General features: G+C 54.9%; 11 protein-coding genes. 5 read left to right on the forward strand and 6 right to left on the reverse strand.

From position 1 onward, the window contains the following. Window positions 1-117 precede the first annotated feature (117 nt). The 3 genes from rapZ to rnk all read left to right on the forward strand — a co-directional run bounded on the left by rapZ (window position 118) and on the right by rnk (window position 1,861). Entirely contained in the window at window positions 118-975 is an 858-nt protein-coding gene (rapZ, locus tag H0248_RS14395) for an RNase adapter RapZ (protein WP_010296630.1), read from the forward strand. A 31-nt stretch (window positions 976-1,006) separates the two neighbouring features. Next, complete coding sequence (gene npr, locus H0248_RS14400; protein WP_010296626.1) at window positions 1,007-1,279, forward strand: PTS phosphocarrier protein NPr; 273 nt, start codon at window positions 1,007-1,009, stop codon at window positions 1,277-1,279. A 171-nt stretch (window positions 1,280-1,450) separates the two neighbouring features. Beyond that, the gene (rnk, locus tag H0248_RS14405) at window positions 1,451-1,861 is read left to right on the forward strand and encodes a nucleoside diphosphate kinase regulator (protein WP_014913850.1); all 411 of its coding nucleotides are present in this window, start codon (window positions 1,451-1,453) and stop codon (window positions 1,859-1,861) included. Between the two features lie 100 nt (window positions 1,862-1,961). Here rnk and pmbA read toward each other — a convergent pair whose 3' ends face one another. Then, window positions 1,962-3,302, reverse strand: a complete 1,341-nt coding sequence (gene pmbA, locus H0248_RS14410; RefSeq protein ID WP_010681570.1) for a metalloprotease PmbA — start codon at window positions 3,300-3,302, stop codon at window positions 1,962-1,964. A gap of 295 nt (window positions 3,303-3,597) precedes the next feature. Between pmbA and yjgA the strand changes: the two genes are divergently transcribed. Next, the gene (gene yjgA / locus H0248_RS14415; protein WP_010681569.1) at window positions 3,598-4,149 is read left to right on the forward strand and encodes a ribosome biogenesis factor YjgA; all 552 of its coding nucleotides are present in this window, start codon (window positions 3,598-3,600) and stop codon (window positions 4,147-4,149) included. Window positions 4,150-4,205: 56 nt separating this feature from the next. Here the strand turns inward: yjgA and aaeB are convergent, their stop codons facing one another. The 3 genes from aaeB to aaeX are packed head-to-tail and all read right to left on the reverse strand — an operon-like array spanning window position 4,206 to window position 7,382. Further along, on the reverse strand, window positions 4,206-6,194 hold the full coding sequence (gene aaeB / locus H0248_RS14420; protein WP_180786454.1) for a p-hydroxybenzoic acid efflux pump subunit AaeB: 1,989 nt from the start codon (window positions 6,192-6,194) through the stop codon (window positions 4,206-4,208). An 11-nt stretch (window positions 6,195-6,205) separates the two neighbouring features. Next, window positions 6,206-7,171, reverse strand: a complete 966-nt coding sequence (gene aaeA, locus H0248_RS14425) for a p-hydroxybenzoic acid efflux pump subunit AaeA (RefSeq protein WP_180786437.1) — start codon at window positions 7,169-7,171, stop codon at window positions 6,206-6,208. Window positions 7,172-7,178: 7 nt separating this feature from the next. Further along, window positions 7,179-7,382: a p-hydroxybenzoic acid efflux pump operon protein AaeX gene (aaeX, locus tag H0248_RS14430; RefSeq protein ID WP_005975424.1), complete on the reverse strand. Its 204-nt coding sequence runs from the start codon at window positions 7,380-7,382 to the stop codon at window positions 7,179-7,181. Window positions 7,383-7,717: 335 nt separating this feature from the next. Between aaeX and aaeR the strand changes: the two genes are divergently transcribed. Next, on the forward strand, window positions 7,718-8,659 hold the full coding sequence (gene aaeR, locus H0248_RS14435; RefSeq protein ID WP_110162844.1) for an HTH-type transcriptional activator AaeR: 942 nt from the start codon (window positions 7,718-7,720) through the stop codon (window positions 8,657-8,659). A 39-nt stretch (window positions 8,660-8,698) separates the two neighbouring features. Here aaeR and tldD read toward each other — a convergent pair whose 3' ends face one another. Together tldD and yhdP are read right to left on the reverse strand one after the other, a co-directional pair. Continuing rightward, window positions 8,699-10,144, reverse strand: a complete 1,446-nt coding sequence (gene tldD, locus H0248_RS14440) for a metalloprotease TldD (protein ID WP_180786438.1) — start codon at window positions 10,142-10,144, stop codon at window positions 8,699-8,701. A gap of 56 nt (window positions 10,145-10,200) precedes the next feature. Further along, window positions 10,201-14,031, reverse strand: coding sequence for an AsmA2 domain-containing protein YhdP (yhdP, locus tag H0248_RS14445; protein ID WP_180786439.1), 3,831 nt, complete (start codon window positions 14,029-14,031; stop codon window positions 10,201-10,203). Window positions 14,032-14,048: the final 17 nt, after the last annotated feature.

Here is a 14,048-nt window from a genome sequence, read left to right on the forward strand (position 1 = left end):
GATTCAGAGAATGCTTGCAATCCCTGCGCTAAGCCGTCATTTTTTTAGCTATACATCACTTTATAAAAACAGTGGCAATGTAAATTCGCTATCACATTGCCAGAGGGGAGTCGTCAGATGGTGCTGATGATTGTCAGTGGTCGCTCAGGTTCAGGGAAATCTGTCGCCCTGCGCGCACTGGAAGATATGGGGTTCTACTGCGTAGATAACCTGCCAGTGGTTCTACTGCCAGAACTGGCTAATACGCTTGCAGCACGTAACATTTCCGCAGCAGTCAGCATTGACGTGCGCAATATGCCGGAATCACCCGAGATCTTCGAGCATGCCATGGAGCAACTGCCGCCAAGCTTCTCGCCTCAACTGCTGTTTCTGGATGCCGATCGCAATACGCTGATCCGTCGCTACAGCGACACTCGTCGCCTTCACCCGCTCTCCAGCAAGAACCTGTCACTGGAAAGCGCGATTGATGAAGAAAGCGACCTGCTGGAGCCGCTGCGTTCACGCGCCGACCTGATTATCGACACCTCAGAGATGTCGGTACATGAACTGGCCGAGATGCTGCGTACCCGACTACTCGGCAAGCGAGAACGCGAGCTCACGATGGTGTTCGAATCGTTCGGTTTCAAGCACGGTATCCCTATCGATGCGGATTACGTCTTTGACGTGCGCTTCCTGCCGAACCCGCACTGGGATCCGAAACTGCGCCCGATGACCGGTCTGGATAAGCCCGTTGCGTCCTTCCTCGACAGGCACACCGAAGTTCACAACTTCATCTACCAGACTCGCAGCTATCTGGAACTGTGGCTGCCGATGCTGGAAACCAATAACCGTAGCTACCTGACTGTCGCCATTGGCTGTACCGGCGGTAAACACCGTTCCGTCTACGTCGCCGAACAGCTGGCAGACTACTTCCGCTCACGCGGTAAGAACGTACAGTCTCGCCACCGTACGCTGGAAAAACGTAAACCCTCGTAAGAGTCGACAAACCAGACCAACCAGGTAACCTATGACAGTCCGGCAAACGGTTGAAATCAAAAACAAGCTGGGCATGCACGCTCGCCCAGCCATGAAGCTGTTCGAGCTGGTGCAGAGCTTTGATGCAGAAGTGATACTGCGTAATGACAGCGGCACCGAAGCCGAAGCCAGCAGCGTGATTGCCATGCTAATGCTGGACTCGGCCAAAGGGCGACTCATCGAGGTAGAAGCGACGGGCCCAGATGAAGAGCAGGCGCTTGCCGCCGTCATCGGGCTGTTCGAAGCCGGGTTCGACGAGGACTAGCATTTCCTTAGCAGGCTATCTGCCAGCCTTTGTAGCAAGGAGCGCTTCACTTTCCCTTCCGAACCTCCTACTATCTACCTCTATAAATCATAATATTTTCTTATACCCCCTGCTCCTTTGGGTGCGGGGGGTTATTTTTATATCATCTGAAAATACCAACTGGAGAGGAGTATGACGAAACCTAACCTGACAATCAGTGAATTGGATGCAGAACGTCTGGATATGTTATTGGAGCAGCCCGCCTTTGCGGACAGCGATATCGCACAGGCGTTGAATGAGGAGCTGGATCGGGCGGACATTCTGCCTTCGGCATCGATTCCCTCACATGTCGTCACCATGAATAGTCGGGTGCGTTTCCGCGATCTGAATACCAATGAAGAGCACATCCGCACGCTGGTTTATCCGGCAGCGGTGAAGGACAGTCAAGAACCGCTGTCGGTGATGGCTCCGCTGGGCGCGGCACTATTGGGAATGCATGTGGGAAACTCGATCACCTGGCAGTTGCCAAACGGTGAAGAAACGCGAATTGAAGTACTAGAACTACTCTATCAGCCTGAAGCCGCAGGCGAGTACCACCGCTAAACCAGCAAGGTGCGACTCTGCTATAAATGCGTGCTAATAAGGCATAGAGTAACAGCCGTCGGACACTGCCGACGGCGACGGTTATTCACAAAGAGCAGGCTTATTCCCCTGCGATCTTCATCTCTGGCAGCAACACGGAACCACACTGGATATTGCTTCGGGTTTCGATATCATTCCCCACCGTCACAATATTGCGCAGCATGTCTTTCAGGTTACCCGCGATAGTAATCTCACTGACCGGATACTGAATTTCACCGTTTTCGACCCAGAAGCCGGATGCTCCACGGGAATAATCCCCCGTCACACCGCTCACACCCTGCCCCATCAGTTCGGTCACCAGCAGGCCTTTGCCCATCTGTTTCAACATACCGTTGAAATCCAGCCCCTGTCCGGCAATCCGCCAGTTATGAATGCCCCCCGCATGGCCGGTGCTCTGCATTCCCAGCTTACGCGCGGAGTAGCTTGTCATGAGCCAGGTCTGCAACACGCCCGCCTTCACAATGTCACGCGCCTGTGTCCGCACGCCTTCGCTGTCGAACGGCGTAGAGGCCAGCCCTCTCAGCAGATGCGGTTGTTCCTCAATCGTCAGCCACTCCGGCAGAATCTGCTGACCCAGCTTATCCAGCAGGAAAGTGGATTTACGATAAACGCTGCCGCCGCTGATAGCGCCAACCAAATGGCCAAACAGGCCCGTCGCCACTTCCGCAGAAAACATCACCGGTGCCTGCATGGTAGGCAGCTTACGCGGTGACAGGCGGGATAACGTGCGGCGCGCGCACTCTTCACCTACCCATTCCGGGCTGCGCAAGTCATCCAGCGCACGGCCGACGGTGTAGGCATAATCGCGCTCCATATCGCCATTCACTTCGGCAATCACACAGCTGGACATAGAATGACGGCTAGAGCAGTAACTTTTCAGCAGGCCGTGGCTATTGCCGAACACCTTAACGCCGTAGTGGCTGTTAAAACTGCCGCCTTCGGTGTTAGTAATGCGCTTATCAGCCTGTAATGCGGCCTGCTCTGCGCGAGCGGCTAATTCAATGCCGCGATCCGCATCCAGCTCGGTTGGATGGAACAGATCCAGATCCGGCGCGTCGAACGCCAGAAGATCCCGATCCGCCGGGCCAGCAAACGGATCGACTGAGGTATAGCGAGCAATATCCAGCGCGGCCTGTACGGTACGGGCTATCGCATCTGGGCTGAGATCGGTAGACGATGCGCTACCTTTACGCTGTTGGTGATAAACCGTAATGCCCAACGCGCCATCGCTGTTGAATTCAACATTTTCAACATCACCATAACGGGTACTGACGCTAATGCCCGTCGTTTTTGACACCGCGACTTCTGCCGCATCAGAACCGGCACGCGCCAGTTCCAGCGCCTGAGCAACCGCGAGCTCCAGCGCTTTACGCTGCTCTGCAACCTGAGTAGTTATCGTCATTGTTCTGCCATAATGAGTGGAAGAAAGCTCACCATCATCATCCCCGCAACGAGCACAAAAGGGGCGTATACTCTCTATACTTCACGCAGCCAACACGTAGGTAACGTGAAGTATGAGGAGCATAAAATGGTGTAGCATAATGCTTTCTAGTCTAACAGGATCTACGGACAATTTCGCACAAAGCCCAAACCTGTTAGTATCAGCCTCTTTTTTCTGGTGGGCACGCTGTTCACCATCCCGGAGCCGCTACGCGTAGCGTTACGAATTGCTCCTGGACACTTTTTAGGAGCCAACCATGAAGCAAAAGTACGAAGACTGGCTGAATGACGTCCCAGATAACCAAGAAGACGACGAAGATGATGAAATTATCTGGGTCAGCAAAAGTGAAATAAAGCGCGATGCCGAAGCGCTGAAAGATCTCGGCGCGGAACTGGTCGATCTGGGCAAAAACGCGCTGGAGAAGATCCCGTTGGACGACGATCTACGTGCGGCGGTGGAACTGGCGCAGCGGATCAAGAAAGAAGGCCGCCGCCGCCAGCTACAGCTGATTGGTAAAATGCTGCGCGCCCGCGATCCAGAGCCGATCCAAACCGCGCTGGATAAGCTGAACAACCGTCATAATCAGCAGGTCGCGTTATTCCACAAACTGGAACAGCTGCGCGACCGTCTGATTGAAGAAGGTGACGATGTGGTTCCCGATATTCTGGCGCTGTATCCTCACGCAGACCGTCAGCAGTTACGTTCTCTGGTGCGTAATGCGCAGAAAGAGAAAGCGACGAACAAGCCGCCAAAATCCGCCCGTCAGATCTTCCAGTATCTGCGCGAACTGGCTGAAACCACAGACTAACGGCGATAGTGGGATGAGGCACAGGCCTCATCCCATGATTTAATACCCCATCAAAATCAGCGACTCAGTGCATGCTGATAATCACGCAGGATCCCAGTTAATCGTCCCACCGGCGCTGTCACGCTCGGGGGAAGCTGCTGTTCTGTCAGCATCTGCTGATAGCGTTCAAGCTCGTCCAACAGCTGTGTGAAATAGCGGCTGCGCGTGCTATCGCGTCGGGCCGAAATCACCTGCTCCGCCGTTGCACGAATCTGGCGATGAAAGGCAGACAGCTCCGCGTTTTGCGGAATATCCAGCGTTCTCAGACGCTGGTGCATGATGATCAGCCACAGTGCGAGGCGATACTTAGCAATATCATCAGGGAAGCGGTTCAACAGCAGGAACAGCTGCTGATACAGCGCAGGCAGGTGGTTTTCTTTGCGACGCGCTGTGTTGGTCGTCAGCGCCGAGACCGCGCCATACACAAAGCGGTTCAACAGCGTTCTCCCCGTGTGTGCCTTGGTGTTATCCCGGATCAACAGGATCACCATCAACGCCAGAAAACAGCCGATGACCTGGCCGATCGCACTGTCCAGAAACCGACTGACGTTGAACGTCATCGGGTTATCTAACACCAGAATATTGATCGTACTGGCCAATGCACCCAGTGAGCCGAGTCGACGTTTTTGCACTTCAAGGCCGAGGAAGAAGGCCATTGCTCCCAGACTCAGGCATAGCAGCAGCATACTTTGCTGCGTTGACGGCATGATAAACATGAACATCAGCGCCCCCAGCGGCAACGCGTAGATCGTCCCAAAAAGAAAATCCTTTGCCATCATCTGCGGGTTCGGTAACCGCATGGCAAGCGACGTCACCACCGCAATCATCACCATGCACACGCTGCCAGAAGTCCAGCCCGTGCTCAGCCAGAACAGGCAGCCCAGCGCCGTCGCCACGCCAGTGCGTAATCCATTAATCATGGCGTGATGCGTTTCAGCTGATGGCACTTTAATTTCCACTTCGCTGTTCAGCACGTCGGCTTCAATCGTATTGATACGCCCGTTGGTCTGCACGCCCTTCGCCAGCAGCAGGTAGCGCGTCGCCGCTCCGACCCAAGTGATCAGCATCGGTGGCACGTCACGGCTGTCCGCCGCAATCAGGTAGCGCAATGCTTTCATACGGCAATGCACATCGCGAAACGACTCAACAGGCTGATCCAACACCAGTTTTAAGCTGCTTTTTACGGGAGTCGGGGCATCCTGCAAAATCAGGTAGGTTTCACACGCCTGTGTAATCATCGTGAGCGACTGCGTATGCAACGACGTTAAGCGGCGATTACTGTTCTGCCAGCGCGAAGACTCCAACATCAGGCTGCTGCGCATGCCGTTTAGCGCAGTGGTTTTGCGCACCAGTGCGTGCCATGCTGCATCTATCGCGTCTTTCTCCGCCCCGCTCATGCAGAGTTGCAGTAACCGATACTGATCCACCAAGAGTTCACTGATACTGCGGTCAACATCCTGCTTGATCGAGCGCGGCGAGAACAGTAAATCCGCCAGAATCGCACAAACAATGCCCAACACAATCTCGCTACAGCGTTCCACGGCAAACTGCGGCGTCAGCAGCGGTGTCCCCTGCGTCGACACAATAATAATCAGTGCGGTATAGCCTGCCAGCCCGAACACATAGGCGTTTTCGACTTTAACCAGTGAAGAAACCCAGGTGCAGAGGCCAGCCCAAATACAGCACAGCATCAACATCACAACCGGTGCGCGAACGGTCACGATAATGATGACAAGCGCGCCGATACAGCCGATAAAAGTGCCGACAACACGTAGCATACCACGATGGCGAATGGCGCCAGAAAATGGCTCACCGCCCGCAGCAAACGCCGGACCAGCGGCGACCAGCGCCGCCGTCAGCACCGACCAGCGCGGTGTTTCCAACTGGAGATGGAAGCCCAGAAACAGGGACAGCACGATCGCGAAGCTCAGCTTGAAAGCGAAGCGCAAGCGCGCAAACTGTGGCGTCGTAAAGAACATAGAGCCTGTTAGCGACGGAGTTTTCATCATCGCCTCACTTAGCCGAACTCACGCAGACGATACAGGAGACGGATGAGCGGCGAAGGCGCTTTATCATTGTTGACCTGCTCACCGGTGATCACCACGGTTGCCGTCGTACCAGCGGGGTAGAGGTCGCCCATTTGGCGATCGAGACGGATTTTTACCGGCACACGCTGTGCTAAACGCACCCACTCCAGATTGGAATCCACGTTAGCCAAGCCTTTACTGTTCGCGCTGCTGCTGTTGTTATTCACCCCAGCCGCCACGCTATCAACCGTGCCATAAAATATCTTTTCGCTACCCAGCGGCGTAATTTCCACACGGTAGCCACGACGCACGCCTTCAAGCTTGGTTTCTTCCATGTATGCCAGCAGATAGAACGAATCCTTCTTCACCAGCGCCACCGCCGTATTACCGCGTTCAATGAACTCACCGCTCTGCACATGCAGGTTGGTCACCCAGCCGTCGGCAGGGGCGCGTACCACGGTACGTTCCAGCTCCAGTTGCGCCAGTGACAATACCGCCTGCGCTTTAGCCAACTGGTGCGTGGCAGTTTCCAATGCATTACTGGACTGATCGATATTTTCCTGTGACATCGCACTGATGCCCAGCCGCGCCCGACGTCCTGATTCCCGACGTTTTTCCGTCACCAGCGCCTGATAGTAGGCAACATCGGCTTCCGCCTGCGCCACGGCCTGATGGTAGCGCGGCTGATCGATGACAAACAGCACGTCACCTTTGTTCACCAGCTGATTGTCCGTCACGCGAACATTGCTCAATAAGCCGCTGACGTCCGGCGCAATCGCCACGACATCCGCCGTAAATTTGGCATCACGCGTCCAGGGTGATTCGGTATAGAACGCCCAGACACGAAAAATGGCCACGATCGCACACAGTACAATCACTAACGTGATAACCACGCGGCTCAGTTTCTTGATCAGCACGGCCTGCTGTCTAAACAAGGGTAAAAAGAACGCTTTCACAGATACCTCACAGACCGTAACGGAACAGTAAATAAAACAGACAGCAGAACAGCGCGCTGTTAAACAGCGCAGGATGCCAGACGAAGTCATAGATCCCCGTCGGTTGCAGCAGGCGGTTCACGACAAAAAACAGGGTCAGCGATACCAGCAAGACAAAAAATACGGGGGGAAATGACAGCCCGAACAACACCATAACCGGGAGTGAACTCATCCTCTTTTCCTTTTTTCTATTAGGTAGCGGTAGCGCGCAGGTTCGCTACCGGATGGTAAATTATGTTGTCTGATACTGGCGTTCAGCATAGACAAAAGCGCTTAATCCCGCAGGCGACCAGCCAACGGATGGGATAGCGTTAAACTGATGAATAGCGATGTCAGCACGGGCTGACTAACGATGGGAAATCAGCGTATTACTCTAATTAGGTAAATAAACATAATCATTGAATGGCTCTGTTCTGCCCAGAACCACCGGATAGGCTATATTATGGATGCTTATTATCACCTTATCTACATAGCGTGATCTAAATCACTTTTAAGCCAGAGTGAATAATGGAAAGACTAAAGAGTATGTCGGTGTTTGCCCGCGTGGTGGAATTTGGTTCCTTTACCGCAGCCGCCCGTCAGTTGCAAATGAGCGTATCCGCCGTCAGCCAGACCGTTACCAAGCTTGAAGATGAGCTACAGATTAAGCTGCTTAATCGCAGTACGCGCAGCATTGGTTTGACGGAAGCGGGGAAAATCTATTACCACGGCTGTCGCCGCATGCTGCATGAGGCGCATGAAGTCCATGAGCAGCTTTATGCCTTCAACAACACGCCGATCGGCACGCTGCGCATCGGCAGTTCTTCTACGATGGCGCAGAATGTGCTGTCCACCATGACTGCCGCTATGCTGAAGGAATATCCTGGTTTGTCCGTCAATCTGGTCACCGGAATTCCCGCTCCCGATCTGATTGCCGACGGGCTGGATATCGTTATCCGCGTCGGCGCGCTACAGGATTCCAGCCTGTTCTCGAAACGCTTAGGCTCGATGCCAATGGTGGTCTGTGCCGCAAAAAGCTATCTGGCACAGCACGGCACGCCGGATAAACCGGCAGATATGGTGAACTTTTCCTGGCTGGAATACAGCGTACGGCCCGACAGCGAATTCGAGCTGATCGCCCCGGAAGGCATTTCGACCCGCGTCACGCCACAAGGGCGCTTTGTCACTAACGACCCACAAACGCTGGTGCGTTGGCTTAAGACCGGTGCGGGTATCGCGTACGTGCCGCTCATGTGGGTCGTGGATGAAATTAACCGTGGTGAAATCGAGATTCTGTTTAACCGCTACCACTCCGACCCGCGCCCGGTCTACGCGCTCTACACCCGCAAAGACAACCTGCCGCTGAAAGTACAAGTCTGCATTAACTACATGACGGAATACTTCAAAAACGTCGCTCTGACCTATCAGGGCTATCGGCAGGAGCATAGCGAGGAAAAAAAACCGCGCTAATAACGCGCGGTCTTAAAGGAACTCAGGATTCAGAGCAAATTACGCGGTGCCGCCGACGGTCAGGCTGTCCAGCTTCAATGTAGGTTGACCCACGCCGACAGGCAGACTTTGCCCTTCTTTGCCGCACACGCCGACGCCTTTATCCAGCGCCAGATCGTTGCCGACCATCGAGATCTGCTGCATCGCTTCAATGCCGGAACCAATCAGCGTGGCACCTTTGACTGGCGTGGTGATACGACCTTTTTCGATCAGGTAGGCTTCGGATGTCGAGAAGACGAACTTGCCAGAGGTAATATCCACCTGACCACCGCCAAAGTTTGGCGCATACAGGCCGTATTCGACGCTGGAGATAATCTCTTCCGGCGTGGATTTCCCAGCCAGCATATAGGTGTTCGTCATACGCGGCATCGGCAGATGCGCATAAGATTCGCGACGCCCATTGCCCGTCGGCGCAACACCCATCAGACGCGCATTCAGCTTGTCCTGCATGTAGCCTTTCAGAATACCGTTTTCAATCAGGACATTGTATTGCCCTGGAACACCTTCATCGTCCATCGAAACTGAACCGCGACGCCCGGTCAGCGTGCCGTCATCCACCACCGTGCACAGCTCTGACGCAACGAGTTTCCCCATCTGCCCGCTGAATACTGATGTACCGCGACGGTTAAAATCACCTTCCAAACCATGACCCACTGCTTCATGCAGCAGTACACCCGGCCAGCCGGCACCCAACACCACGGGCATTGGCCCGGCAGGAGCGGCCACCGCTGACAGGTTAACCAGCGCCATCCGCACGGCTTCTTTTGCCCAGGCATCAACGCGTGCTTCGCCGTCAGCCACTTCCCAGAAATAGTCATAGCCGCCACGCATGCCGCCGCCGCTGGAACCGCGTTCGCGTTTGCCCTCAGATTCAACCAGCACGCTGATCGACAGACGAACCAGAGGGCGCACATCCGCCGCCAGCGTGCCGTCCGTCGCTGCCACCAGCACCAACTCATACACGCCGGTCAGGCTGGCTGACACTTCCTGTACCCGCGCATCTGCGGCACGTGCGGCCGTGTCGGCACGCTGCAACAGCGCAATTTTGTCCTCACGCGTCAGGCTATCCAACGGATTCAACGTTGGATAAAGCGCATGATGCGATACCGCTCCCAACGTGTGTGCAGTCCCTGTACCTTGTTCCCGCACAATGCTGCGTGCAGCCTGCGCGCTCTGATGCAATGCGTTCAGCGTGATCTGATCGGCATAAGCAAACCCGGTCTTTTCACCGTCAATCGCACGGATACCCACGCCCTGATCGATATTGTAAGAACCGTCTTTAATGATGCGATCTTCCAGTACCCAGGACTCATGGTAGCTAGACTGGAAATAGAGATCGGCATAGTCCAGTCGACGCTCATTAAGCGACCCCAGCACAGCAGCAAGATCGTCAAGATTCAATTTATTGGCGGTGAGTAACTGCTCACTGATAAACGAAAGGCTCATAGTTTTTCACTCTTTATCAGATAATCGGCTGAGTACGCTGCGCTGCCCCAACGGCATTATTCGCCTTTCTTCTTGTTCGGCTCACGCAGCACTTCCTGAATCTTTGGCTGATCGAGGCTACCGGAAATCTGGTAGCGAATCAGCGAAATCTTGTTCCATAGCGGTGCCAGCACTTTACTGGCCGCAAACACCGCGGCCCCGACAACCGGGTTAACGGCAAATGCGGTCGCCACCCCCACCGTCGCGGAAATTTCCGGGGCGATAACCGCTTCCATATTGACCTGTCGCTTAGCGAGATCGAGATCGCCTTTTATCGCGATATCGGCCTCCAGTCCGTCGACCAACATATCATCAGTATGCAACACGCCGTCTTTAATCCATGCCGTGTTGCGAATCGAGTCGAAGTAAAATCCGCGACCAAACGTATCGCTAAAATCGAACCGCAGCTTACGCATCAGCGCATCAAAGCTCAATAAACGTAGCAATTGACCCGCCTGACCCGCGCCCACTTCGGCAATTTCACCTTTACCAATGCGCGTGTGCAATATTCCGCTCAGGCTGGCAATATCCGGCGCCCAAGGCGTACCGCGCCAGTACAGATCGTAGTCCACATCGAAAGAACCGGCTTTCAGCGGTGAATCAACGCCAAACCAGTTAGCGTTCTGCTCCAAGCTATCCCCCGTCAGACGGCCTTTTAGCGCCGTCCGCACGCCTTCCGCGTTTTCCTGCCAGGAACCGTTTACCGTCAGACGCGCTTTGCCCGTATCAATCATACCGTCTGCCAGCGTTAATTTTTCCTTTTCTGTCAGCAGCGTTCCCTGAATACGTCCCATATTCTGCCCGATAATCCAGCACTGGCGACAGTTAACCGCCAGCGACGGCCAGTCTTCAAAGCTGATACTCGGGTCGTTTAGCGGCGATTTTTTCTCTGCTAATGCCACTGGGTTGGTCGCTTCATTCCCTTTCCACTGAGGATTGTAGTAGAGATAAGTGATGTCGCTGCGCCACATACCACGATTGGGTATCTCAACCGTTCCGTCAATTTCGCGTCCTTTTGCCTGCACTTCACTACCAGCAAGCGTATTTTTGCGTGTGATTTCCAGATCGTGCCACTGCTGCCCCAACAGCTGTAGCTCAGGCGTCCGCAGCGTCACCGCTTCAGGAAAACGGAAAGCGCTATGCGCTTTTTTCCCTTCCGCCGATGTCGAGGCACGCAGCGAAGGCAGGAGTCCCAGCCAGCTTTCAGCATCCAGTGGCGGAAGATCGAGCACCAGCGAGGAATCTTCTGGCAATGCAGGCGCCACCGCAGCCCCGTTCTGCCAGCTTGCCCGCGCCAGCGTCACAGTGTTGCCTTTCAGCAGCCATTGGCTATTGAAGTGGTTATCCTTGCCCAGCCGTCCCTGCATCGCGAAACCATTCAGGTCACCGCTGGCTTTTACCTCCAGCGGCAGGCTCTCGCCAGCGAGTTTACTTAGCGGGTTAGGTAAGTGACTACTTACTTTATTGAGATCAGCTTGTACATCAACATCATAGGTTGTTTTACCGGAATGCGGCAGGTTGACGGCCACCGTACTCTTCCAGCCAGCCGTGCCGGACAGGGCTTTGCTGGCCGATGCCGGTAAACCGGGCAAGAGCGCAGGCTGCCAGTCGCCCTGCAAGCCAACATTCACCAGAAAAGCCTTGGCTTGCTCTTCCGTCGTGAAATTGACCGCCATCGGCTGATTCATCCAGTTCGCCTGGAGCGTGTCACTGCGTAAGTTGCCGTTTTCATAGCGAAACTTACCGGTGAGATTCTTAATCGTGGTCTCCAGCGGCTTGATGTAGAGGCTGTTATTGTTCAGCGCGATATCACCGCTGGCGCGAACATCATCACCAGCAAGCGGAATATCCAGATGCAGTGTGCCTTTCACCGGCCCGCCAATTTTCAGCTCATCCAGCGCCGCACCCAGCGAGGATTTCAGCGGCGTCTGATTAAAATAGTTCCCCACTTCCGGCCCAGGACCGTCCAGCTCACCATCGACGAGCAGCATCTCTTTTTCATAATCGGGAATGACCGCGCTAATGTTTTTGCCTTCCACCTTGCCCAGCCAGGTTTGCGGTGCAAACATCCACAGGCCGTTGTTGGCAAAGTCCAGATTGATATCCAGCGGCGTCAGCGCAGGCCAGCCCGGCTGAAATTCGAAGGTGGCATCTTTAACCGGCACCCAGACTTCAAACTGGCCTTCGTTATGCGTATACGGGAAGTGCTGCGGATTACCAGCAAAGATGAGCGTGGCATTATCGACACGGCCGCCTTTCAGCGCACCGCTCAGATAGTCCACCAGCTCGGTGCCCATAAACCGTTCAGGATAATAGCGCCAGGCATCCGCCGCATCGGTCAGCCGAATACCCGCCAGAATATCCAGCTTCGGCTCCTGCTTAGCGGGCTGTTCATAGCGGAAATCGCCGTTAGCCCATAGCGATTTCGCCTGCACGTCCAGTCCATGACTCCATAGCGCCAGACCCTGTGCATCATTACGCCAGTCAATCGTGCCGCTGGCCTGCTTGATTTCCAGCGGCGCACGAAACATATCCACATAGGGTAACGTGCTCTGTTTTAATTCAACGCTGACCTGACCACGCTCGGCGCTACCGCGCGCAGAACCAGAGAAATGATCGACCCCCGGCAGCAATTTCCACTGTTTCCAGCTCACATCCTGCCAGTTAGCCTGAAAACGGGTTCGCTCCGGCTGTTGCAGAGGGATATCGACAGCAACGGTATTCAGTGTGCCCGTCGGTTGCAGTTCATCCCAGCGCGCTTTCAATTCTGGCGTCGTTCCAGACAACAACGGGAGCAGCGTACTTACCCGCTCCAGCGCCAGATTGCTGGCTCGAACGCGCAGCGCTTCCTGCCGATCGGGCCCTAACATGTGTTCATTCTTTGGCAGCCAGAGAGCAGAGAGCCGACCTTTCGGCCAGGCGACGCCATCCGTTGCCAGATTCAACGCAGGCACATCGACCTGCCAGCCATTTTCCTGACGGCTGACGTGCAGTGTCATGTCATCCACATTCAGGCGATGCGCGTCGCTGCCTTCACCCCAGTTGGCCGTTCCGTGATTGAGGAACACATCACCGCTGTGGATGTCGCCGTCACGGACGTTCAACCAGGCTGCCAGACTAAAATCGGCATTTTCCAGCCCGGTCGTGTTTTTCATCCAGCGGCTGAGCCAGGGCTTCATATCGATATTGTCAGCCTGCAGGTAGAAGGTGCCGTTGCTGAGCAGCCCCTGATCGTCGTGCAAGTCCATGCGCATCTGCACGACGCCGTGCTGACCATTAAAACTCGACAGGCTGATCAAGCCTTCTGCTCGGTGGCGCTTCTCGGAATTCAGCCAGGTCAGTTGCGGGATGCTCAGCTCCGCGCGGGAACCGGAAGGGGTAAGAAAGGTAATGTGGCTGTCACGCAGGTCAAAGTGGTCAAACTGGCGCAGGAAAAGATCGCTGGCCTTCCCTGACTCCAGCGGTTTGCTATCCTGCTGCTGCCCGGTAAATTGGCTATTAATATCCAGTTTTAACTGGTGAAACGTGAGATCGCGAAACTGCCAGCGCCCGTGCAGCAGCGACTGCCACACATCAAGCGCCAGCGTAATGCGGTCAACCTGCCAGTCCGATTCCGGCAGGGACGTGCGAAGCTTTCCAATTTCCAGCGTGGGGCCAAAGGACTCCCAGCGCCCCGTCATCGAGCCGATTTCTAACGGAACCCCAGCAGCAGACTGCGCCCAGGCCACCAGCTGTGGCCGGAAGTGATCGAGCTGTGGCAGCACCAGTCTTAAGCCGCTGACTAACAGCGCTACCATCACGACAAGAGTGGCACCCGTGATGATGAGTATTCCGGGCAGTCGCCTCACTAATTTCTCCTTCTTTC

This window comes from Pectobacterium brasiliense (assembly GCF_013449685.1).
Classification (GTDB): domain Bacteria; phylum Pseudomonadota; class Gammaproteobacteria; order Enterobacterales; family Enterobacteriaceae; genus Pectobacterium; species Pectobacterium brasiliense_A.

What these genes read in the sequence shown, in the direction of transcription:
- npr (WP_010296626.1), top strand. Translation starts at nt 1,007, where the DNA reads ATGACAGTCCGGCAAACGGTTGAAATCAAAAACAAGCTGGGCATGCAC.
- aaeX (WP_005975424.1), bottom strand. Translation starts at nt 7,382, where the DNA reads ATGAGTTCACTCCCGGTTATGGTGTTGTTCGGGCTGTCATTTCCCCCC.
- aaeB (WP_180786454.1), bottom strand. Translation starts at nt 6,194, where the DNA reads ATGAAAACTCCGTCGCTAACAGGCTCTATGTTCTTTACGACGCCACAG.
- rnk (WP_014913850.1), top strand. Translation starts at nt 1,451, where the DNA reads ATGACGAAACCTAACCTGACAATCAGTGAATTGGATGCAGAACGTCTG.
- tldD (WP_180786438.1), bottom strand. Translation starts at nt 10,144, where the DNA reads ATGAGCCTTTCGTTTATCAGTGAGCAGTTACTCACCGCCAATAAATTG.
- pmbA (WP_010681570.1), bottom strand. Translation starts at nt 3,302, where the DNA reads ATGACGATAACTACTCAGGTTGCAGAGCAGCGTAAAGCGCTGGAGCTC.
- yjgA (WP_010681569.1), top strand. Translation starts at nt 3,598, where the DNA reads ATGAAGCAAAAGTACGAAGACTGGCTGAATGACGTCCCAGATAACCAA.
- aaeR (WP_110162844.1), top strand. Translation starts at nt 7,718, where the DNA reads ATGGAAAGACTAAAGAGTATGTCGGTGTTTGCCCGCGTGGTGGAATTT.
- rapZ (WP_010296630.1), top strand. Translation starts at nt 118, where the DNA reads ATGGTGCTGATGATTGTCAGTGGTCGCTCAGGTTCAGGGAAATCTGTC.